Origin of the sequence: Escherichia sp. B1147 (genome assembly GCF_001660175.1) — a bacterium.
Lineage (GTDB): Bacteria > Pseudomonadota > Gammaproteobacteria > Enterobacterales > Enterobacteriaceae > Escherichia > Escherichia whittamii.
The window spans coordinates 146,666-169,705 of the sequence record NZ_LFHY01000012.1 but is presented as its reverse complement, the minus strand read 5'-3'; the positions used below and the strand labels follow the sequence as shown (position 1 = coordinate 169,705).

At 52.2% G+C, this 23,040-nt stretch carries 20 protein-coding genes and 1 pseudogene; 12 read left to right on the top strand and 9 right to left on the bottom strand.

The window, feature by feature from the left end:
• The first annotated feature begins 103 nt into the window (after positions 1-103).
• The gene (wzz(fepE), locus tag A9180_RS12065; protein WP_064529003.1) at positions 104-1,243 is read left to right on the top strand and encodes an LPS O-antigen length regulator Wzz(fepE); all 1,140 of its coding nucleotides are present in this window, start codon (positions 104-106) and stop codon (positions 1,241-1,243) included.
• On the opposite strand, the gene fepC is transcribed toward wzz(fepE), so the two are convergent.
• From fepC to fepD, 3 genes are read right to left on the bottom strand one after another with little or no spacing between them, the layout of a single operon-like run.
• Complete coding sequence (gene fepC, locus A9180_RS12060; RefSeq protein ID WP_064529002.1) at positions 1,240-2,055, bottom strand: iron-enterobactin ABC transporter ATP-binding protein; 816 nt, start codon at positions 2,053-2,055, stop codon at positions 1,240-1,242. The two genes, wzz(fepE) and fepC, sit on opposite strands and share 4 nt — an antisense overlap.
• On the bottom strand, positions 2,052-3,044 hold the full coding sequence (fepG, locus tag A9180_RS12055; protein WP_064529001.1) for an iron-enterobactin ABC transporter permease: 993 nt from the start codon (positions 3,042-3,044) through the stop codon (positions 2,052-2,054). Before fepG ends, fepC begins: the two co-directional genes overlap by 4 nt.
• A complete protein-coding gene (fepD, locus tag A9180_RS12050) occupies positions 3,041-4,045 on the bottom strand; it encodes a Fe(3+)-siderophore ABC transporter permease (RefSeq protein ID WP_064529000.1) in 1,005 nt (334 codons plus the stop codon). Before fepD ends, fepG begins: the two co-directional genes overlap by 4 nt.
• Positions 4,046-4,155: 110 nt before the next feature.
• Here fepD and entS point away from each other — a divergent pair, with 110 nt between their 5' ends.
• Positions 4,156-5,406, top strand: a complete 1,251-nt coding sequence (entS, locus tag A9180_RS12045) for an enterobactin transporter EntS (RefSeq protein WP_064528999.1) — start codon at positions 4,156-4,158, stop codon at positions 5,404-5,406.
• A 3-nt stretch (positions 5,407-5,409) separates the two neighbouring features.
• On the opposite strand, the gene fepB is transcribed toward entS, so the two are convergent.
• Complete coding sequence (fepB, locus tag A9180_RS12040; RefSeq protein WP_064528998.1) at positions 5,410-6,366, bottom strand: Fe2+-enterobactin ABC transporter substrate-binding protein; 957 nt, start codon at positions 6,364-6,366, stop codon at positions 5,410-5,412.
• Positions 6,367-6,654: 288 nt separating this feature from the next.
• Between fepB and entC the strand changes: the two genes are divergently transcribed.
• From entC to A9180_RS12005, 7 genes are all read left to right on the top strand, one after another.
• Positions 6,655-7,830: an isochorismate synthase EntC gene (gene entC, locus A9180_RS12035; protein ID WP_064528997.1), complete on the top strand. Its 1,176-nt coding sequence runs from the start codon at positions 6,655-6,657 to the stop codon at positions 7,828-7,830.
• A gap of 9 nt (positions 7,831-7,839) precedes the next feature.
• Entirely contained in the window at positions 7,840-9,450 is a 1,611-nt protein-coding gene (gene entE / locus A9180_RS12030) for a (2,3-dihydroxybenzoyl)adenylate synthase EntE (protein WP_064528996.1), read from the top strand.
• Between the two features lie 13 nt (positions 9,451-9,463).
• Complete coding sequence (gene entB, locus A9180_RS12025) at positions 9,464-10,321, top strand: enterobactin biosynthesis bifunctional isochorismatase/aryl carrier protein EntB (RefSeq protein ID WP_064528995.1); 858 nt, start codon at positions 9,464-9,466, stop codon at positions 10,319-10,321.
• Positions 10,321-11,067 carry a 2,3-dihydro-2,3-dihydroxybenzoate dehydrogenase EntA gene (gene entA / locus A9180_RS12020; RefSeq protein WP_064528994.1) on the top strand — a complete coding sequence of 249 codons (747 nt, stop codon included), beginning with the start codon at positions 10,321-10,323 and terminating at the stop codon, positions 11,065-11,067. Before entB ends, entA begins: the two co-directional genes overlap by 1 nt.
• A 2-nt stretch (positions 11,068-11,069) precedes the next feature.
• Positions 11,070-11,483, top strand: a complete 414-nt coding sequence (entH, locus tag A9180_RS12015; protein ID WP_064528993.1) for a proofreading thioesterase EntH — start codon at positions 11,070-11,072, stop codon at positions 11,481-11,483.
• 180 nt (positions 11,484-11,663) lie between these two features.
• Positions 11,664-13,769: a pyruvate/proton symporter CstA gene (gene cstA / locus A9180_RS12010; protein ID WP_001043161.1), complete on the top strand. Its 2,106-nt coding sequence runs from the start codon at positions 11,664-11,666 to the stop codon at positions 13,767-13,769.
• A 126-nt stretch (positions 13,770-13,895) separates the two neighbouring features.
• A complete protein-coding gene (locus A9180_RS12005) occupies positions 13,896-14,093 on the top strand; it encodes a YbdD/YjiX family protein (protein ID WP_000460431.1) in 198 nt (65 codons plus the stop codon).
• A gap of 9 nt (positions 14,094-14,102) precedes the next feature.
• Here the strand turns inward: A9180_RS12005 and hcxA are convergent, their stop codons facing one another.
• Positions 14,103-15,191, bottom strand: a complete 1,089-nt coding sequence (hcxA, locus tag A9180_RS12000; RefSeq protein ID WP_064528992.1) for a hydroxycarboxylate dehydrogenase HcxA — start codon at positions 15,189-15,191, stop codon at positions 14,103-14,105.
• 108 nt (positions 15,192-15,299) lie between these two features.
• Here hcxA and ybdL point away from each other — a divergent pair.
• A pseudogene (gene ybdL / locus A9180_RS11995) lies at positions 15,300-16,461 on the top strand (methionine-oxo-acid transaminase).
• Here the strand turns inward: ybdL and A9180_RS11990 are convergent.
• The 4 genes from A9180_RS11990 to dsbG form a co-directional block, all read right to left on the bottom strand.
• Positions 16,462-17,091: an IbrB-like domain-containing protein gene (locus A9180_RS11990; protein ID WP_074399545.1), complete on the bottom strand. Its 630-nt coding sequence runs from the start codon at positions 17,089-17,091 to the stop codon at positions 16,462-16,464.
• Entirely contained in the window at positions 17,064-18,284 is a 1,221-nt protein-coding gene (locus A9180_RS11985) for a phosphoadenosine phosphosulfate reductase (RefSeq protein WP_064528990.1), read from the bottom strand. The genes A9180_RS11990 and A9180_RS11985 overlap by 28 nt, the downstream gene beginning before the upstream one ends.
• Before the next feature lie 146 nt (positions 18,285-18,430).
• A complete protein-coding gene (gene citR, locus A9180_RS11980) occupies positions 18,431-19,333 on the bottom strand; it encodes a DNA-binding transcriptional repressor CitR (RefSeq protein ID WP_064528989.1) in 903 nt (300 codons plus the stop codon).
• 210 nt (positions 19,334-19,543) lie between these two features.
• Positions 19,544-20,290, bottom strand: coding sequence for a thiol:disulfide interchange protein DsbG (gene dsbG / locus A9180_RS11975; protein WP_064528988.1), 747 nt, complete (start codon positions 20,288-20,290; stop codon positions 19,544-19,546).
• Between the two features lie 373 nt (positions 20,291-20,663).
• Between dsbG and ahpC the strand changes: the two genes are divergently transcribed.
• Both ahpC and ahpF read left to right on the top strand, forming a co-directional pair.
• Positions 20,664-21,227, top strand: coding sequence for an alkyl hydroperoxide reductase subunit C (gene ahpC, locus A9180_RS11970; protein ID WP_000052796.1), 564 nt, complete (start codon positions 20,664-20,666; stop codon positions 21,225-21,227).
• Between the two features lie 244 nt (positions 21,228-21,471).
• Entirely contained in the window at positions 21,472-23,037 is a 1,566-nt protein-coding gene (gene ahpF / locus A9180_RS11965) for an alkyl hydroperoxide reductase subunit F (protein WP_064528987.1), read from the top strand.
• The last annotated feature ends 3 nt before the right edge of the window (positions 23,038-23,040 follow it).

The window sequence follows — 23,040 nt, the reverse complement described above, 5'->3', positions numbered from 1 at the left end:
GGATAATAATAGTGAAAGAGTTCTTTCGGATAATTCTCAGATACTGTTAGAATGTTATATACAACGTTGTGCTTTTATGGACTAAAATCTCAGGTTCAACTACATGTCATCACTGAATATTAAGCAGGGAAGCGATTCTCATTTTCCCGATTATCATCTGGCGCCGCCCAGCAATAATGAAATTGATTTACTTAAACTTATCGAAGTTTTGTGGTACGCAAAAACGCGGATAATAGCGGTGGCTTTTGTCTTTGCCTGCATCGGATTACTGGTGTCTTTCATCCTGCCGCAAAAGTGGACCAGCTCGGCAGCTATCACGCCCGCTGAGGCTGTTCAGTGGCAAGACCTGGAGAAAACCTTCACCAAACTGCGGGTGTTGGATCTTGACGTGAATATTGGACGTGACGATGTATTTAATCTGTTTATCAAGAAATTTCAGTCAATTAGCTTGCTGGAAGAGTACCTGCGCTCATCACCTTATGTGATGGACCAATTAAAAGAGGCGAAAATTGATGAACAGGAGTTACATCGGGCTATTGTCACATTGAGCGAGAAGATGAAAGCGGTTGATGACAACGGCAGTAAGAAAAATGAGCCGTCCGCGTTATATACCTCCTGGACGTTAAGTTTCACCGCGCCAAACCGTGAAGAGGCGCAGACAGTATTGGCAGGTTATATCGATTACATCTCTGCTCTGGTGGTTAAAGAGTCGATAGAAAATGTGCGCAATAAACTGGAACTTAAGACCCAGTTTGAAAAAGAAAAACTGGCCCAGGATCGCATTAAAACAAAAAACCAACTTGATGCTGATATTCAGCGCCTCAATTATTCACTGGATATTGCGAATGCTGCTGGAATAAAAAAGCCCGTATACAGCAATGGCCAGGCCGTTAAAGATGACCCTGATTTTTCTATTTCGCTCGGTGCTGACGGTATAGCGCGTAAGCTGGAGATTGAAAAGTCAGTCACGGATGTTGCGGAATTGAATGGTGAGTTGCGTAATCGTCAATATCTTGTTGAGAAATTAACAAAAGCAAATGTCGATGACATTAAATTTACTCCGTTTAAATATCAATTAAGCCCGTCATTACCGGTTAAAAAGGATGGTCCGGGTAAGGCGATTATCGTGATTCTTTCTGCCTTAATGGGTGGCATAGTTGCCTGCGGTGGCGTGCTTTTACATTATGCGATGGCATCCAGAAAACGGGATGCCATGATAGAGATGGACGGCCGGTTAGTTTAAATTTTCTCGGTTGAAGGTGCCGTTCGTCCGAGCGGCACCACGAGCGGCGTTCCGGCTACCGGATCGTCAATTATCATGCAGCGCAGACCGTAAATGCGTTCAATCAGTTCGGCAGTGACAATTTCTTTTGGCGCTCCCTGAGCGACAATTTTTCCTTCCCGCAGCGCAATCAAATGACTGGCGTAACGACATGCCTGATTGAGATCGTGCAGTACCGCCGCCAGGGTATAGCCTTTCTCACGATTCAGCTCGCTTAACAACTCCAGTAAATCAATCTGATGACTGATATCCAGCCAGGTTGTGGGTTCGTCGAGCAGCATAATCGCTGTTTCCTGGGCCAGCACCATTGCAATCCATGCTCGTTGTCGTTGCCCACCGGAGAGGGTATCCACGCTTTGATCCGCCAGATGGGTAATTCCGGTGGCCTGCATCGCTTTTGTGACTGCCTCTTCATCTTCTTTCCGCCAGCGGGTAAACAGCGGTTGATGTGGATAACGCCCACGCGCTACCAGTTCCTGAACGGTGATATCACCGGGCGTGGTAGCATTTTGCGCCAGCAGACCAATTCGGCGTGCGACCTCTTTACTGGCGAAACGCTGAATCTGTTCGCCATCCAGCCAGACATGCCCGTGAGCAGGCGTCATCAAGCGGCTTAACGTGCGCAGTAATGTTGATTTTCCGCAGCCGTTTGGCCCGATAATCGCCGTGAAATGACCGTCAGGGATCTCCACGGTCAGATTTTCCGCAACGGTATATTTGCCATAGCCCAGGGTTAACTGTTCGCCGCGCAAACGGGCTACTGATTCGGTCATTTTTTGCGAGACTCCTGAATTAACAAGACGATAAGGTAAATACCGCCGAGGCTGACGGTAACGACGCCAACCGGAAGTTGATACGGCATAAACAGTTGTTGGGCGCACAGATCGGCTGCCAGCAGTAACAGCGCGCCACACAGCGCCGCCTGGGTCAGCCCCCAGCGAGCGGTGCCGCTAATGCGTCGGGCAATATGCGGCGCGACCAATGCAATAAAAGAAATCGGCCCGGCAAGGGCAGTAGCAGCGGCAGTAAGCACCACCGCCACCAGCATCATTAACAGACGCGAGCGTTCAACGCTGACGCCCAGCGCGCAGGCGGTGTCATCGCCCATCTCCAGCAAGCGCATCCGCCGTACCAGCAGCGCCGCGCCGATTAACATCAGCACAATGATTGGTGCGGAAGGCCAGGTTTTCGCCCACGTCAGGCCATTAAGTGAACCGGCATTCCACAAACCCGCCGTTAGTGCCGTTTCTAAGGACGCTTTCAGCAACAGCCAGGTATTAAAAGCCACCAGCATGGCGCGAACGCCGATACCGATAATAATCAGACGAAAAGTGTCGATACCGTTGCGCCAGGCGAGCAGCCAGACCAGTAGAGAAGTGACAATACCGCCCGCCATTGCTGCCAGGGCGATAGCCGTCAGGTCCTGACCAAACAGCACCATCGCCACCAGCACGCCGCTCCACGCTCCTGTGTTAAAGCCCATTACGTCAGGACTGCCGAGTGGGTTACGCATCAGCGACTGAAAAATCGCGCCGCTGACGCCCAGCGCCGCGCCAATTAACAGCGCCATCAGCACGCGCGGTAAACGCCATTCGGTGACCACCATCGTCATACTGCGCGGCGCGTCACCCATCAGTGCGGCGAATACCTGCGAGATTTCCAGCGTGACGGCACCACTGCGTAATCCCCAGATACCTGCAACCACACAGGTGGTAATTAGCAGCAAACAGGTGATGATTAATCGGCGAGAGACGTAAATCATGCGCCACCTCGCGTTTTACGTCGCACGAGGAAGATCAACACCGGCGCGCCAATAAAGGCGCTGACCACGGAAACGCGCAACTCACCGGGAACAATCACACGTCCGATGATGTCGGCAAACAGCAGCAGGGCAGGGGTAGCGAGTAGCGTAACGGGCAGCGACCAGCGATGATCGGCACCCACCAGCCAGCGCGCCATGTGCGGCATCATCAGACCAATAAAGGCAATTGGCCCAACCACCGCCGTCGCACTACCGCAAAGCACGGTAATCGCCAGCAGGCCAATTAACTGCGTCCGTGCCACGCGACTGCCCAGCGCCGTCGCCGTGTCGCTGCCGAGGCTCAAACTGTTCAGTGCGCGGCTCAGTAATAGCGCGGTTGCTCCGGCTATCAATACCGGGATCAGCACCACTTTTAAGGTGTGGAGATTACGAATGTCCAGCGAACCGGCTTGCCAGAAACGTAGCTGATCGTAGACGTCAGGATTAAGCAGGGCGATGCCGCTGGTCAGCCCTTCCAGCACCGCTGCCAGCGCCACGCCCGCCAGGGTTAAACGCACCGGACTTAACTGGCCGCCGCCCTGGCTGCCGGTAAAGGCAACAATCAACGAGGCCACCAGCGCCCCGGCGAAGGCCATCGCCAGTTGTTCTTGGGCGGAAGAGTAACCAAACAGCGCCGCGCCCAGCACAATGGCAAAGCTGGCACCGGCGTTTACGCCAAGCAAACCAGGATCGGCAAGTGGGTTTCGGGTGAGAGTTTGCATTAACGCCCCGGCAAGGCCAAGCGCGCCGCCTGCCAGTAAACCGGCAAGGGTACGCGGCAGTCGCGCGTCGAGCACGATGGTGCAATCGGCGCTCTGGCAGGTACCGGAGAGGGACTCCAGCACCACGGAGACGGGGAGTGATTTTGCCCCAATGAGCAGGCTTAATGCCGTCGCGATAATCAGTAATAACAACAATCCGGGCACGGCAATGGCGCGTGTCACGGTAACAGAACCAGACATACGAACTTCCATGATAATGAAATTAATTATCGTTATCGATCTTATTTGGATATGTTAGCATGTGCAGCCTAAGAATAGGTATTTAAAATATTTGATGGCAAGGCATTGTAATGAATAAACAATCCTGGCTGCTTAACCTCAGCCTGTTGAAAACGCACCCGGCGTTTCGCGCAGTATTCCTCGCTCGTTTTATCTCTATTGTTTCTCTGGGGTTGCTCGGCGTCGCGGTGCCGGTACAAATCCAGATGATGACGCATTCGACCTGGCAGGTGGGACTTTCGGTGACGCTGACCGGCGGCGCTATGTTTGTTGGCCTGATGGTTGGCGGCGTGCTGGCGGATCGTTATGAGCGCAAAAAAGTGATTTTGCTGGCGCGCGGTACCTGTGGCATTGGTTTTATTGGCCTGTGTCTGAATGCGCTGTTGCCAGAGCCGTCATTGCTGGCAATCTATTTGCTTGGTTTATGGGATGGTTTTTTCGCGTCGCTTGGCGTTACAGCGCTGCTGGCGGCGACTCCGGCCCTGGTAGGGCGTGAAAACTTAATGCAGGCAGGGGCGATCACTATGTTGACCGTGCGCCTGGGATCGGTGATTTCGCCCATGATTGGCGGCTTACTGCTGGCGACCGGGGGCGTGGCCTGGAACTACGGGCTGGCGGCAGCAGGAACGTTTATTACCCTGCTGCCGTTGTTAAGCCTTCCAGCGCTGCCACCGCCACCGCAGCCGCGTGAGCATCCGTTGAAATCGCTTCTGGCAGCGTTACGTTTTCTGCTCGCCAGCCCGCTGGTGGGCGGCATTGCGCTGCTGGGCGGTTTGTTGACGATGGCGAGCGCGGTGCGGGTACTGTATCCGGCGCTGGCTATCAACTGGCAGATGTCGGCGGCACAGATTGGTTTTCTCTATGCGGCGATCCCGCTCGGTGCGGCTATTGGGGCGTTAACCAGCGGGAAACTGGCGCATAGCGAGCGACCAGGATTGTTGATGTTGCTCGCCACGTTGGGATCGTTTCTTGCCATTGGTCTATTTGGCCTGATGCCGATGTGGATTTTAGGCGTGTTTTGTCTGGCGCTGTTCGGCTGGCTGAGTGCTGTCAGTTCGTTGCTGCAATACACAATGCTGCAAACGCAAACCCCGGAAGCCATGTTAGGGCGGATTAACGGTTTGTGGACGGCGCAGAACGTGACGGGCGATGCCATAGGCGCGGCGCTGTTGGGCGGTCTGGGGGCGATGATGACGCCGGTGGCATCCGCAAGTGTAAGCGGTTTTGGTTTGTTGATTATCGGCGTGTTGCTGCTGCTGGTGTTGGTAGAGTTACGGCGTTTTCGCCAGACGCCGCCGCAGGTGACAGCGTCTGACAGTTAATACTTAAAACAGCGCCTTAAGTCGTTCCAGCACTTGCATGGCGCTGTAGTAATCCAGACGGAACGTCTCGGTTCCCAGCGCATAAACCTGCTTGTTTTGTACTGCAGGCAGGTGCGCGAGCAGCGGGTTGGCATAAATAGCATCAGCGTCTTTCTGATCACCTGCGAACAGGAATAGTGACTCGCCATTTAATCCGGCCGCCAGATTTTCCCCACCAAGTTGAATGATGTCATGGCGTTTGCCCTGGCTTTGGCTGGCGTTTAACCCTGCTGGCAACTTCGCCAGCGTAAAGCCGAGTTGTTCCAGCATTTGCCCTTGTGCTGATTCCGGCGTCCAGAGATTGGCACTGTGCGCGGCAGCAGTATAAACAATGGCAGTGACTGGCTGCGGTGGTAATTTGATTTGCTCTTTCGCCGCCGCCAGTTGCTTATCAAACTGCGCAATCCGCTCTGCCGCTTGTTTCTCATGCCCGGTAATTTTGCCAAGCTGCGTTAACAGCGACTGCCAGCTTTTGTCGTCGTAATTGATGATTAACGTTGGCGCGATAGTGGAAAGCTGATCGTACAGCGCCAGTGCCGAATCGCCGCCAGTCGCGCTAATTAAAATCAGATCCGGCATTTGTGCGGCTACCGCTTCGGCGTTCGGCTCTCCTATATAGAGGCGTTGCAGTTTGTGTTTTTTCGCCACCTCGCTCCACTGACGCAAGAATCCCTGGTCATCCGCGACGCGGTTATTCGGCGTAGTTGCGCCACTGGCGATGACCGGAGCATCTATCGCCAGCAGTGATCCGGTCAGGGTTACGCTGGTTGATACGATGCGCTGTGGCTGGCTTTCCAGCGTATGGCTGCCGCGGCTGTCAGTCACCTGACGCGGCCAGTCGGCGGCCTGCACTGCGGATATTCCTGAAAGCAAAAGTCCAGTTAATAGAAGGGCGTTGCGGTAGAGCGGGGCGAGTCTCACGAATCAGCTTCCTGTTATTTATAAGGTTAAGGGAGTAATGACAAATTCGACAAAGCGCACAATCTATCCCCTCGCCCCAACTTTCGAGGGGCGCAGAACAGCATATTGCGCTCATCCAAATTCATCAATAATGCTTCTCATTTTCATTGTAACCACAAGCAGATGCAACCCCGAGTCGCAGATTGTGTTGCTGCAAGAGTTGACATAGTGCTCGTTTGCTTTTAGGTTAGCGACCGAAAATATAAATGATAATCATTATTAAAGCCTTTATCGTTTGTGGAGGATGATATGGATACGTCACTGGCTGAGGAAGTACAGCAGACCATGGCAACACTTGCGCCCAATCGCTTTTTCTTTATGTCGCCGTACCGCAGTTTTACGACGTCAGGATGTTTCGCCCGCTTCGATGAACCGGCTGTGAACGGGGATTCGCCCGACAGTCCCTTCCAGCAAAAACTCGCCACACTGTTTGCCGATGCCAAATCGCAGGGCATTAAAAATCCGGTGCTGGTCGGGGCGATCCCCTTCGATCCGCGTCAACCTTCGTCGCTGTATATTCCCGAATCCTGGCAGCCATTCTCCCGTAAAGAAAAACAAGCTTCCGCGCGCCGTTTCACCCGCAGCCAGGCGCTGAATGTGGTGAAACGCCAGGCAATTCCGGAACAAGCCACTTTTGAACAGATGGTTGCCCGCGCCGCCGCACTTACCGCCACGCCGCAGGTCGACAAAGTGGTGTTATCTCGGTTGATTGATATCACCACCGACGCCGCCATTGACAGCGGCGTACTGCTGGAACGCTTGATTGCGCAAAACCCGGTTAGTTACAACTTCCATGTCCCACTGGCCGATGGTGGCGTCCTGTTGGGGGCCAGCCCGGAACTGCTGCTGCGTAAAGACGGTGAGCGTTTTAGCTCCATTCCGTTAGCCGGTTCTGCGCGTCGCCAGCCAGATGAAGTGCTGGACAGGGAAGCGGGTAATCGTCTTCTGGCGTCAGAAAAAGATCGCCATGAACATGAACTGGTGACCCAGGCGATGAAAGAAGTGCTACGCGAGCGCAGCAGTGAGTTACACGTTCCCTCCTCTCCACAACTGATTACCACGCCGACGCTGTGGCATCTCGCGACGCCATTTGAAGGCAAAGCTCATTCGCAAGAAAACGCGCTGACCCTGGCCTGCCTGCTGCATCCGACTCCTGCACTGAGTGGTTTCCCGCATCAGGCCGCGACTCAGGTTATTGCTGAACTGGAACCGTTCGACCGCGAACTGTTTGGCGGCATTGTTGGTTGGTGTGACAGCGAAGGTAACGGCGAATGGGTGGTGACTATCCGTTGCGCGAAGCTGCGGGAAAATCAGGTACGTCTGTTTGCCGGAGCGGGAATTGTGCCTGCGTCATCACCGTTGGGCGAGTGGCGTGAAACGGGCGTCAAGCTTTCTACCATGTTGAACGTTTTTGGACTGCATTAAGGAGTGAGGATGAGCATTCCATTTACCCGCTGGCCGGAAGAGTTTGCCCGTCGCTATCGGGAAAAAGGCTACTGGCAGGATTTGCCGCTGACCGACATTCTGACTCGTCACGCCGCGAGTGAAAGCATCGCGGTTATAGATGGCGAGCGACAGTTAAGTTATCGGGAGCTGAATCAGGCGGCGGATAATCTTGCCTGTAGCCTGCGCCGCCAGGGAATTAAATCGGGTGAAACCGCGCTGGTACACCTGGGTAACGTCGCTGAACTTTACATCACCTTTTTCGCGTTGCTGAAACTGGGCGTTGCGCCAGTGTTGGCGCTATTCAGCCATCAGCGTAGCGAACTGAACGCCTATGCCAGCCAGATTGAACCGGCGTTACTGATTGCCGATCGCCAACATCCGCTGTTTAGCGGGGATGATTTCCTCAACACGTTTGTTGCAGGGCATTCCTCCATTCGCGTGGTGCAACTGCTGAACGATAGCGGCGAGCATAATTTGCAGGATGCAATTAACCATCCGGCAGAGGATTTTACTGCCACGCCGTCACCTGCCGATGAAGTTGCGTATTTCCAGCTTTCCGGCGGCACCACTGGCACGCCAAAACTGATTCCGCGAACTCACAATGACTACTACTACAGCGTGCGCCGTAGCGTCGAGATTTGTCAGTTCACGCAGCAGACACGCTACCTGTGTGCGATCCCTGCGGCCCACAACTACGCCATGAGTTCGCCTGGATCGCTGGGTGTGTTTCTCGCTGGCGGCACCGTCGTTCTGGCGGTCGATCCCAGCGCCACGCTCTGCTTCCCATTGATTGAAAAACATCAGGTTAACGTTACCGCGCTGGTTCCGCCGGCAGTAAGTCTGTGGTTGCAGGCGCTGACCGAAGGCGAAAACCGGGCGCAGCTTGCCTCGCTAAAACTGTTACAGGTCGGCGGCGCACGTCTTTCTGTAACGCTTGCGGCGCGTATTCCCGCAGAGATTGGCTGCCAGTTGCAGCAAGTGTTCGGCATGGCGGAAGGGCTGGTGAACTACACCCGTCTTGATGATAGCGCGGAGAAAATTATCCATACCCAGGGCTATCCAATGTGTCCGGACGATGAAGTGTGGGTCGCCGATGCTGACGGAAATCCACTGCCGCAAGGGGAAGTCGGGCGCCTGATGACGCGCGGGCCGTATACCTTCCGCGGCTATTACAAAAGCCCGCAGCACAATGCGAGCGCCTTTGATGCCAACGGTTTTTACTGTTCCGGCGATCTGATCTCCATTGATCCGGAGGGTTACATCACCGTGCAGGGGCGCGAGAAAGATCAGATCAACCGTGGCGGCGAGAAGATCGCTGCCGAAGAGATCGAAAACCTGCTGCTGCGCCATCCGGCGGTGATCTATGCCGCACTGGTGAGCATGGAAGATGAGCTGATGGGCGAAAAAAGCTGCGCTTATCTGGTGGTGAAAGAGCCGCTGCGCGCGGTGCAGGTGCGTCGTTTCCTGCGTGAGCAGGGCATCGCCGAATTTAAATTACCGGATCGCGTGGAGTGTGTGGATTCACTTCCGCTGACGGCGGTCGGGAAAGTCGATAAAAAACAATTACGTCAGTGGCTGGCGTCACGCGCTTCAGCCTGAAGGAGAGAACACGATGGCTATTCCAAAATTACAGGCTTACGCACTGCCGGAGTCTCACGATATTCCTCAAAATAAAGTCGACTGGGCATTTGAACCGCAACGCGCCGCGCTGTTAATTCATGATATGCAGGACTATTTCGTCAGCTTCTGGGGTGAGAACTGCCCGATGATGGAGCAGGTGATCGCGAATATTGCGGCGCTGCGCGACTACTGCAAACAGCACAATATTCCGGTTTATTACACCGCCCAGCCGAAAGAGCAAAGCGATGAAGATCGGGCGCTGCTGAATGATATGTGGGGGCCGGGCCTGACCCGTTCGCCGGAGCAACAAAAGGTGGTGGATCGCCTGGCACCAGATGCCGACGACACGGTGCTGGTGAAGTGGCGCTACAGTGCGTTTCATCGCTCCCCGCTGGAGCAAATGCTCAAAGAGAGCGGACGTAACCAACTGATTATCACCGGGGTATACGCGCATATTGGCTGTATGACCACCGCCACCGACGCGTTTATGCGTGATATAAAACCGTTTATGGTGGCGGATGCGCTGGCCGATTTCAGCCGTGACGAGCATTTGATGTCGCTGAAATATGTGGCCGGGCGTTCCGGTCGGGTGGTGATGACCGAGGAACTGCTGCCGACGCCAATTCCCGCCAGCAAAGCGGCGCTGCGTGAGGTGATCCTGCCATTGCTGGATGAATCCGATGAGCCGTTCGATGACGACAACCTGATCGACTACGGTCTGGATTCGGTGCGCATGATGGCACTGGCGGCGCGCTGGCGCAAAATGCATGGCGATATCGATTTTGTCATGCTGGCGAAAAATCCGACCATCGACGCATGGTGGAAGCTACTCTCCCGCGAGGTGAAATGATGGATTTCAGCGGCAAAAATGTCTGGGTAACCGGCGCGGGGAAAGGTATCGGCTACGCCACGGCGCTGGCGTTTGTTGAAGCGGGAGCGAAGGTTATCGGCTTTGATCGGATCTTTGCGCAGGAGAATTATCCCTTTACGACCGAAGTGATGGATGTTGCCGATGCTGCGCAGGTCGCGCAGGTTTGTCAGCGACTGTTAGCGCAAACGGAGCGACTGGACGTGCTGGTCAATGCGGCGGGAATTTTGCGTATGGGCGCGACCGATCAGCTTAGTAAAGAGGACTGGCAGCAGACTTTTGCGGTTAACGTCGGTGGCGCGTTTAACCTGTTTCAGCAGACCATGAACCAGTTTCGCCGTCAGCGGGGCGGGGCTATTGTCACTGTGGCGTCCGACGCTGCGCACACGCCGCGTATAGGTATGAGTGCTTACGGTGCGTCGAAAGCGGCGCTGAAAAGCCTGGCGTTGAGCGTCGGGCTGGAACTGGCGGGTAGCGGCGTGCGCTGTAATGTGGTTTCCCCTGGTTCCACCGATACTGATATGCAACGCACGCTGTGGGTGAGCGATGACGCCGAAGAGCAGCGTATTCGCGGCTTTGGCGAGCAGTTCAAACTCGGCATTCCTCTGGGAAAAATTGCCCGTCCACAGGAGATCGCCAACACGATTTTGTTCCTCGCCTCTGACCTCGCCAGCCATATCACGCTACAGGATATCGTGGTAGATGGCGGCTCGACGCTGGGGGCATAAGTATGATCTGGAAACGCCATTTGACCCTGGATGAATTGAACGCCACCAGCCATAACACGATGGTGGCGCATCTGGGAATTATTTATACCCGTCTGGGCGATGATGTGCTGGAAGCCGAAATGCCGGTCGATACGCGAACTCATCAGCCGTTTGGCCTGCTGCATGGCGGCGCGTCGGCAGCGCTGGCGGAAACTTTGGGATCGATGGCCGGATTTATGATGACTCGTGACGGTCAGTGCGTGGTAGGAACGGAACTTAACGCCACACATCATCGCCCGGTGTCTGAAGGCAAGGTGCGCGGTGTCTGCCAGCCGCTGCATCTTGGGCGGCAAAATCAGAGTTGGGAAATCGTCGTTTTCGATGAACAGGGGCGACGTTGTTGCACTTGTCGACTGGGTACGGCGGTTTTGGGATGAACACGACAAAATAAAATGAGATTGCAGGAAAACCCGGTTAACGGAGTGACCGAGTTAACACTGTTAAGTTAATTATTGGTTTTAACTCTTATTTGTTTGGTTATCGTGTTGTTAAATTCCGCAAAGATGTTATAGAAACAAAATGTAACATCTCTATGGACACGCACACGGATAACAATTATGAACAAATCAGGGAAATACCTCGTCTGGACAGTGCTCTCTGTAATGGGAGCATTTGCTCTGGGATACATTGCTTTAAATCGTGGGGAACAGATCAACGCGCTGTGGATTGTGGTGGCGTCGGTCTGTATCTATCTGATCGCTTATCGTTTTTATGGTCTGTATATCGCCAAAAATGTGCTGGCGGTTGACCCGACGCGTATGACGCCAGCGGTGCGCCATAACGACGGGCTGGACTATGTGCCGACGGATAAGAAAGTGCTGTTCGGTCACCATTTTGCGGCCATTGCTGGAGCAGGCCCGCTGGTGGGGCCGGTGCTGGCAGCACAGATGGGCTACCTGCCGGGGATGATCTGGCTGCTTGCCGGGGTGGTTCTCGCCGGTGCGGTACAGGATTTCATGGTGCTGTTTGTTTCCACGCGCCGCGACGGTCGCTCGCTGGGTGAGCTGGTCAAAGAAGAGATGGGGCCAACCGCCGGGGTGATTGCGCTGGTGGCCTGCTTTATGATCATGGTCATTATCCTTGCCGTTCTGGCGATGATCGTGGTGAAAGCCCTGACTCATAGCCCGTGGGGAACGTATACCGTTGCGTTCACCATTCCGCTGGCGCTGTTTATGGGGATCTACCTGCGCTATCTGCGTCCGGGGCGTATTGGCGAAGTGTCGGTGATTGGCCTGGTGTTCCTGATTTTCGCCATTATCTCTGGCGGCTGGGTGGCAGAAAGCCCGACCTGGGCACCGTACTTTGACTTTACCGGCGTGCAGCTGACCTGGATGCTGGTGGGTTACGGTTTCGTGGCGGCGGTGCTGCCGGTGTGGTTGCTGCTGGCTCCGCGTGACTACCTCTCTACCTTCCTGAAAATCGGGACTATCGTCGGTCTGGCGGTGGGTATTTTGATTATGCGTCCGACGCTGACCATGCCTGCGTTGACCAAATTTGTCGATGGCACTGGCCCGGTATGGACCGGTAACCTGTTCCCGTTCCTGTTTATCACTATCGCCTGTGGTGCGGTATCTGGCTTCCATGCGCTGATCTCTTCTGGTACTACGCCGAAGATGCTGGCGAACGAAGGGCAGGCGTGCTTTATCGGCTACGGCGGGATGTTAATGGAATCCTTCGTGGCGATTATGGCGCTGGTTTCTGCCTGTATCATCGATCCGGGCGTGTACTTTGCTATGAACAGCCCGATGGCGGTATTGGCTCCGGCAGGTACGACGGATGTCGTGGCTTCTGCGGCGCAAGTGGTGAGTAGCTGGGGCTTTGCTATTACCCCAGATACGTTAAACCAGATTGCCAGTGAAGTCGGTGAACAGTCGATCATTTCCCGTGCGGGCGGTGCGCCGACGCTGGCGGTGGGGATGGCCTACATTCTGCACGGCGCGCTGGGCGGCATGATGGATGTGGCGTTCTGGTATCACTTCGCCATTCTGTTTGAAGCACTGTTTATTCTGACGGCGGTGGATGCGGGTACGCGTGCTGCGCGCTTTATGTTGCAGGATCTGCTTGGCGTGGTTTCTCCGGGCCTGAAACGGACGGATTCACTGCCTGCTAACCTGTTGGCAACGGCGCTGTGCGTGCTGGCGTGGGGCTACTTCCTGCATCAGGGCGTGGTTGATCCGCTGGGCGGTATTAATACCCTGTGGCCGCTGTTTGGTATTGCCAACCAGATGCTGGCAGGGATGGCGCTGATGCTCTGTGCCGTGGTGCTGTTCAAAATGAAACGTCAACGTTACGCCTGGGTGGCGCTGGTGCCAACGGCATGGCTGCTGATTTGTACCCTGACCGCAGGCTGGCAGAAAGCGTTTAGCCCGGATGCGAAAGTCGGCTTCCTGGCGATTGCTAACAAGTTCCAGGCAATGATCGACAGCGGCAATATTCCGTCGCAGTACACCGAATCACAGCTGGCGCAGCTGGTGTTCAACAACCGTCTGGATGCTGGATTGACCATCTTCTTTATGGTGGTTGTGGTGGTACTGGCGCTGTTCTCGATTAAGACAGCACTGGCGGCGTTGAAAGAGCCGAAGCCGACGGCGAAAGAAACGCCGTATGAGCCAATGCCGGAAAACGTTGAAGAGATCGTGGCGCAGGCGAAGGGCGCGCACTAAAGTCAGATTGAGGGGGAATGTTGGCATAGTGCCGATGGTTCCCCTCATCCTCAGCATTTCCAGGCCGGGTAAGGCGTCCGCGTCGCATCCGGCACTATCTCTGCAATCTGATTACCGGAGTTAAAGATGTTTGATTCACTGGCAAAAGCTGGAAAATATTTAGGTCAGGCGGCGAAGCTGATGATTGGCATGCCCGATTACGATAACTATGTCGAACATATGCGGGTAAACCATCCCGACCAGACGCCGATGACTTATGAAGAGTTTTTCCGTGAGCGGCAGGACGCGCGCTACGGTGGAAAAGGCGGCGCGCGCTGTTGCTAAATCTGCATGTCAGACTTTAAATGATTCCACTTTTTCGAACGCTGCACGCAAGGTATCTGGTGTCAGCGTGACCGGCAGGTAATGAATGGATTCCACCGGACGCAAGGTGTGGGCAATTACTTTGTCGATTTCCGCCTGATTATTGATATCCACTTCCAGCTCCGCCAGCGTGGTCGGCAGATGAAAACGCTGATACGCCCCGGTTAATTGCGCCAGCTCATCATCCTGACCCAGCAAGGCACTTTGCACCAGAATACCGTAAGCGACTTTGGTGCCGTGGAGAAATTTCTCGGTTTGCGGTAGCACGGTCAGACCGTTATGCACGGCATGGGCTGCTGCAACGCGAGTAAAACGATCGCCCAGGCCACCCACCATTCCGCCTCCGGCGATAATCGCATCCACCACATCGCAAAATGATTGCGTTAGTTGGCGATTTTGCTGATCGGCAAGCGCCTGTTCGCTACTGCTTAACAAGACGTCGCGAATGGCCTGCGCGTTATTGATCCCCAGTCGCACGGTTAGCGGCAACGTTGCTGGCTGCGGGGCCAGCACCACCGCTTCATACCATTTCGCCAGCGTGTCACCGATCCCCGCCAGCAGATATTGTTGCGGTGCATTGAGGATAATCTCCGGTTCCACCAGCACCATAAAATTGGCGTCGTCGAAAATTTCATAATGTAGCGCCTGTCCGGCATCGTTATACCAGACGGAGAGCGGTGTCCAGGCGGCGCAGGTAGCGGCGATCGTCGGAACGGCAACAAACGGCAGACCGAGACGGCGGGCGAGGGCTTTCGCGGTGTCGAGTAGTGCGCCGCCGCCGACGCCAATCACCACGCTGCGATCGTCACCGGACTCCGCCGCCAGTTGTTGCACATCGCTTTCGCTGCAATGACCACGAAACAAAATATGCTTTACCCCTGGCAGTTCAAACGCAGGCGGCAGTTTGGTTTGTGCCGCAGCAATGGCGCGTTCGCCGTAGATCCACACCGCGCGAGAAAGTTGTTCATCAGTGAAAAAATCGTGCAGGTGATTGAAACTTCCGGGATGTGAAAAGTAGTTAGCCGGGCCGACGACCACGCGGATAGGATTGTGAGGCATGTTGTGTTGTCCTTATTGTTTTATTTAGACATCTAAACGTCTTGATTGCCAAATACTAGCATCGTGTTATAGTGCCTTCAACACGCAACTTCGTCAGGTACAATAAAAATGACAAATAACCCTCTGATTCCACAAAGCAAACTTCCACAACTTGGCACCACTATTTTCACCCAGATGAGCGCGCTGGCGCAGCAACACCAGGCGATTAACCTGTCGCAAGGCTTTCCTGATTTTGATGGTCCGCGCTATTTACAGGAGCGGCTGGCGTACCACGTTGCCCAGGGGGGCAAACCAATACGCACCCATGACCGGCGTGCAGGCATTACGCGAGGAGATTGCTCAGAAAACGAAACATCTGTATGGCTATCAACCAGATGCCGATAGCGATATCACCGTAACGGCAGGGGCGACGGAGGCGTTATACGCGGCGATTACCGCGTTGGTGCGCAATGGCGATGAAGTGATTTGCTTTGATCCCAGCTATGACAGTTACGCCCCCGCCATCGCGCTTTCGGGTGGAATAGTGAAACGTATTGCGCTGCAACCACCGCATTTTCGCGTTGACTGGCAGGAATTTGCCGCATTGTTAAGCGAGCGCACCCGGCTGGTTATCCTCAACACGCCGCATAATCCCAGCGCCACTGTCTGGCAGCAGGCTGATTTCGCCGCTTTGTGGCAGGCGATTGCCGGGCACGAGATTTTTGTCATTAGCGATGAAGTATACGAGCACATCAACTTTTCACATCAGGGCCATGCCAGCGTACTGGCGCATCCGCAGCTGCGTGAGCGGGCGGTGGCGGTTTCTTCGTTTGGTAAGACCTATCATATGACTGGCTGGAAAGTGGGGTATTGCATTGCGCCAGCGCCCATCAGTGCCGAGATCCGCAAGGTGCATCAGTATCTGACTTTTTCGGTCAATACCCCGGCGCAACTGGCGCTTGCCGATATGCTGCGAGCACAACCTGAACATTATCTTGCGTTACCGGACTTCTATCGTCAGAAGCGCGATATTCTGGTGAACGCCTTAAGTGAAAGCAGGCTGGAGATTTTACCCTGCGAAGGTACTTACTTTTTGCTGGTGGATTACAGCGCGGTTTCTACGCTGGATGATGTTGAGTTTTGCCTGTGGTTGACGCGGGAGCACGGCGTGGCGGCGATTCCGCTGTCGGTGTTTTGCGCCGATCCCTTTCCGCATAAACTCATTCGTCTCTGTTTTGCCAAGAAGGAATCGACGCTGCTGGTGGCGGCTGAACGCCTGTGCCAGCTGTAGTTATTTAACCGTCCAGGCGCGGGAATATTGGCGGTCGGCAAACAGTTCTTGCAGGCCGTTAATTTGCTTCAGGCGCAACACTTCGTCGCTATCCATTCCCAGCTCTTTGCCAATTTTATTATCGTCCCATCCCAACTGGCTGAGTTCACGAACAATTTCCGACATGGCAGTGATTTGGTGGCGTCCACGAGCGCGGTTATGACGAATAGTTGCGGCGATGCGCTGATTACGCGTACCTTCCAGACAAGTCACCGGCAAATAACCTTTTAAGCGTAATTTTAACGATGATAAGCCTTTACCTATTTCATGGCGGTGAAAACCATCCACGATTTCCAGGGCATTTTTATCCGTATGCGTGACCACAATGGGTTGGGTAAAACCATCTATTTCAATGGATTTTTGCAGCAGTTTTTTTTCGGGTGGTGCCACGTTATTTGGGTTGTAATCATTCGGCACGATCTGGCTATTTTTCACCCACAAAACACAATCCACCGGCTCTTCCCGAAAAGGACTCACCTGATGGATCGCCATGCGGATTTCATTAATCGCTTTGATGCGATCGTCTTCCGGCAAGCTGGCGAGAAATTGGGTTAAATCCTGCGTTAATCGTTGTTGCATAGTATCCCCCATTCCTGACGTTTTCCTTTAATCCGTTCGTTATAACGCTGATAATTTTTCGCTTTTGTGGGGCTAAATGATAATGCCCGACACCAGTAATCGTTATTAAGCAACACTTTGCATATTCGCCGCCAGGAGGGGATATCTTTTGCGCCAATGTCCCCTTGCTGTGTTTGTGGAACCTTGATGCCCTTTTTCTGATGCCAGTGTAAATAAATGGCGATTTTATTGCGGTAATGTTCAGCTGTTTTCTCCGGCATGCTGTTGAGCAGCAATAATGCATACTCTTGCCAGTTTAAATGCTCTGGTTTGAGGATTTTCCGATGACCATAAAAATGGTTGTCATGCCCGGCGTAAATGCCACCGCTTTTTACCCCGCTGACACGTGCGCACATGGCAGCCCAGCGATCCGGTTCGATAACGTGATAGAGCCATAATCCTTGCCGTTGCTCCGGGCCAAAAGGTTCGCAAATTCGCATATGACGCAGAGGAACACCTGCTTGATACATCAGGTTATACAGTGGGTTACAGAGGCATTGATGGTTAGCATACCAGGTCCAGATATCGGCCACTTTCCAGTCGTAGATAGGGTAAATGTACCAGCTATGACCGCCTGGTGCGGCAGTGGTCCAGGGCTTATCATCGGCAAAACGTTGTTTATTTAAACTGGCGATGGCGACAAAACGGTTATAGGACTCATCCGCACGGATGCCGATCATCATCGCCGCCGGACGTTTTTGCGAAAACCATTCGGCAAACTCGCGCACAAATTGTTCGAAAGTCATGCCTGGCTGGTAAAAGGGGAAAAAGTCAGGATCGGTTATCGCATCTTCCGGGGGCTGGCGCACCCATTCGACATCAGGTTCCCAGCACTGCCATTCGGGTTGATATTGGGATAATGAATTTTGTGTTGTTAACGGTAGTGCCACCCAATAAAACGTTTCGATGACATCTGCATACTGCTCCCGTAGCGATTGAACATAGTCAATAGTGCAAGAAAACTGTGCTTCCCAGTCTATAAACAGAACGTATATTTTTTTGCCCATTTTTCTGGCGAGAGCTGCGGTTAGATGGAGCATTAAACCTGAATCTTTACCCCCAGAAAAAGAGACACATACGCGGGGCAGAGTGCTGAGTGTCCAGGTAATACGGTCATGAGCTGCTTCCAAAATATTAAGGGGAAGCGGGATTTTATAAATGGACATCTAAAGATGCTCTCTGAACCTTACAGGTAGATAATGCGATAGTTTTTTAATTATAAAGTAAATAAATTCAAATAAGATATATTATTTTATGTATTTACATTGTGAATTTTCCATTGAAAAACATTTTGCTAGCAGATAGATGTTTATTATAAGTTGTCATTCAAACGATCAATGAATCGTGAGAAGGCAAGGTTATTTAATGATGTTTTATTATAGGACATATAAAGCGTGTTTGATGGCAATGGCTGTTCAAGTTTTATTTGTTTCAGTTGAAGTATTTTATGGTAACTGCGGTATAATTCGTAAGGCACAATACCAATTAAATCGGTAACTGCAATTGTATTAATAATGGTAAACAGAGAGGAGCTACGAAACGATATTTTACGGTTTGCCATGAGTGCATCTATTTCCATCTGAAAATCTTCAAATCCAGGAATTTTAGATATCAGAAAGGTAAATTCTTCATCAAGAATTTGTGCATGGGTACTCCGTTCATTTATTCTCGGATGGGTAGTGCTACAGATGAGTGTATTACGAATTGACTGAAAAGGAACACAGCTCACAGAACGGCTGATAACCGGTGTCAATGTCACTACGAGATCTGCTTTACGGTAAGCCAGTAAATCTTCGGCGCTTTCTACCGCCATCATAATGTCATGATGTTCAATGTCGACAACCGCATCCTGGCGCAGACTATTGATCAAAAGGCTGCTGTTTGTCGCAGAGACGAATTGTGGACCATAGATTATAAATTTTTTCTTTAATTCAGATTTATTGACGATATTTATTGTTTGTTCCAGGTTTCTAAGGTTTTTCTCAAGATGATGATGAAGATTTAACCCAGTAGTTGTTGGCGCAATACCTTTTCCGGCACGAATAAACAAAGGATCATTAAATTGCGTACGTAAGCGTTGTAGAGACTGACTAACAGCAGAGGGCGTTATATATAGTGATTCTGCAGCCTTACTAATGCTGAGATGTTGGTAAATGCACTCGAAAATCACCAGTAAATTCAAATCAAATTTTTTTAAGTCGTAAAGATTGGCCATGATGCACTCCATTTATATCATTGCACTTATCGTAATATTCATTAAACTAATAATGTGAAGTCATATATTTTTATTTGTTATGTTTTTTTTACTTAATTCATAATTAAGTTTTTCTAAAATAGCATAGTCGGTTTATTGTTTGTGATCAATTATTGCGGTTTTCAGGATAACTGAAAAACTGTATATATTTCAGTTATCCATGATTTGATGTTATTTATTTCCCATGATGATATTTAAGGTCTTTTTATCTGGTAATCCGACCGCCTGTTGCAGTGTATTCTCCGGACTCATGTAATAAATAGCAGGCGTGACGTTTGCGCCAAGTTCATCCATCAGTTTTTCATTGGCGCTTAAGATTTTCATCTGCTCTACGCCAACGGTGGCAGGGATGTTTAGCTTTAGCTTCTTGTCTGATGCTTCATACTCTTGCCATGCTTTAGCCGGATCTTTAGCCGAGAGGATTGCCGCAGCAGTGGCTGGGCTTTCCGGTTTGATTACGCCAACCAGTAGTGTGCGAAGCTGAACTTTGCCAGCCTCAACCCACGGGCGAGCCTGTTGCCAGAATTGTTTACAATACGGACAAAATGGATCGGCGAAGACGTAGACAATGACCGGCGCGTCTTTTTTACCGTCGAGGATCCAGTGGGATTGCTCCATCCGTTGCCACATTTCACGACCGGCTGGCGCATAAATCTCTTTTTCGATAAGCGTGTTACTCAGGTTTTCACCTTTTTCGTTGTACATGTAACCAGAGATAGCGTGCTTACCATCTGGAGTCAGGTAGATGGTGACCCCCATATCCTGATACTTTCCGAGATAACCTTTCATTCCTCCGGGGGCATCGAACGATTTGATAATCGTAATGCCCTGTTTCTCAATCGCTTTTACTGGGGCCGGGAGTTCCTCTGCGAAGGCGACTGCAGGAAGCAGTGCCAGTAAAAGTATCTTTTTTAACATTAATTTGTCCTTTTCAGTCAGTGCAAAATTTGAGTAAAAGGCATAACCTATCACTGTCATAGGTAAGAGCTTAGAACAGGTGATTGCCCTTTGTTTATGGGGGTGTTGTAATCCCTCTCGTCGTTGCGGTCGTCATCGCAACACCGCAGCCTGGTGAACAGGCGCTGAAGATACCAAAGGGTAGTTCAGGTTACGCGGCCACCTGGAAAGGGGGCCCATTTTACTTTTTATCGCCGCTGGCGGTGCAAAGTTCACAAAGTTGTCTTACGAAGGTTGTAAGGTAAAACTTATCGATTTGATAATGGAAACGCATTAGCCGAATCGGCAAAAATTGGTTACCTTACATCTCATCGAAAACACGGAGGAAGTATAGATGTCCTTGATTAACACCAAAATTAAACCTTTTAAAAACCAGGCATTCAAAAACGGCGAATTCATCGAAATCACCGAGAAAGACACCGAAGGCCGCTGGAGCGTCTTCTTCTTCTACCCGGCTGACTTTACTTTCGTATGCCCGACCGAACTGGGTGACGTTGCTGACCACTACGAAGAACTGCAGAAACTGGGCGTAGACGTATACGCAGTATCTACCGATACTCACTTCACTCACAAAGCATGGCACAGCAGCTCTGAAACTATCGCTAAAATCAAATATGCGATGATCGGCGACCCGACTGGCGCCCTGACCCGTAACTTCGACAACATGCGTGAAGATGAAGGTCTGGCTGACCGTGCTACCTTCGTAGTTGACCCGCAGGGTATCATCCAGGCAATCGAAGTTACCGCTGAAGGCATTGGCCGTGACGCGTCTGACCTGCTGCGTAAAATCAAAGCAGCTCAGTATGTAGCTTCTCACCCAGGTGAAGTTTGCCCGGCTAAATGGAAAGAAGGTGAAGCAACTCTGGCTCCATCTCTGGACCTGGTTGGTAAAATCTAAATTTCCTTCGTCTTTCGTGCCATAGCGGCGTTGGCGTCGCCCGTTCACCCCGGTCACTTACTTGTGTAAGCTCCCGGGGATTCACAGGCTAGCCACCTTGCTCTGACACGAAATACTTAGGAAATTCACCTAATTAATCGGGTGCTGCGGCACCCGATTTTCTTCCCCGCACCATGATGCAAGCTGCATCCAGGTAGCCGCAGAGGCCGCTTGCATGATGATGTTTAAAGCCCAGGAGATAAACATGCTCGACACAAATATGAAAACTCAACTCAAGGCTTACCTTGAGAAATTGACTAAGCCTGTTGAGTTGATTGCCACGCTGGATGACAGCGCTAAATCGGCAGAAATCAAGGAACTGTTGGCTGAAATCGCAGAACTGTCAGACAAAGTCACCTTTAAAGAAGATAACAACTTACCGGTGCGTAAGCCGTCTTTCCTGATCACCAACCCAGGCTCTAACCAGGGGCCGCGTTTTGCAGGCTCCCCGCTGGGTCATGAGTTCACCTCGCTGGTACTGGCACTGCTATGGACCGGTGGTCATCCGTCGAAAGAAGCGCAGTCTCTGCTGGAGCAGATTCGCCATATTGACGGTGATTTTGAATTCGAAACTTATTACTCGCTCTCCTGTCACAACTGCCCGGACGTGGTGCAGGCGCTGAACCTGATGAGCGTACTGAACCCGCGTATTAAGCACACGGCGATTGATGGCGGCACGTTCCAGAACGAGATCACCGATCGTAACGTGATGGGTGTTCCTGCAGTGTTCGTAAACGGTAAAGAGTTTGGTCAGGGCCGAATGACCATTTCCGAAATCGTTGCCAAAATCGATACTGGCGCTGAAAAACGTGCGGCAGAAGAGCTGAATAAGCGTGATGCTTATGACGTATTAATCGTTGGCTCTGGCCCGGCGGGCGCAGCGGCAGCAATTTACTCCGCACGTAAAGGTATCCGTACTGGTCTGATGGGCGAACGTTTCGGCGGTCAGATCCTTGATACTGTTGATATCGAAAACTACATTTCTGTACCGAAAACCGAAGGCCAGAAACTGGCAGGCGCGCTGAAGGTTCACGTTGATGAATACGATGTTGATGTGATCGACAGCCAGAGCGCGAGCAAACTGATTCCGGCGGCGGTTGAAGGCGGCTTACATCAGATTGAAACGGCTTCTGGCGCGGTACTGAAAGCTCGCAGCATTATCGTGGCGACCGGTGCAAAATGGCGCAACATGAACGTTCCGGGTGAAGATCAGTATCGCACCAAAGGCGTAACCTATTGTCCGCACTGCGACGGCCCACTGTTTAAAGGAAAACGCGTGGCGGTCATCGGCGGCGGTAACTCCGGTGTTGAAGCGGCAATCGACCTGGCGGGTATCGTTGAGCACGTAACCCTGCTGGAATTTGCCCCAGAAATGAAAGCCGACCAGGTTCTGCAGGACAAGCTGCGTAGCCTGAAAAACGTCGACATCATTCTGAACGCGCAAACCACGGAAGTGAAAGGCGACGGCAGTAAAGTCGTAGGTCTGGAATACCGTGATCGTGTCAGCGGCGATATTCACAACATCGAACTGGCCGGTATTTTCGTCCAGATTGGTTTGCTGCCGAACACCAACTGGCTGGAAGGCGCAGTAGAACGTAATCGTATGGGCGAGATAATCATCGATGCGAAATGCGAAACCAACGTTAAAGGTGTGTTCGCTGCCGGTGACTGTACGACTGTTCCGTACAAACAGATCATCATCGCTACTGGCGAAGGTGCTAAAGCCTCTCTGAGTGCTTTTGACTACCTGATTCGCACCAAAACTGCATAAGAA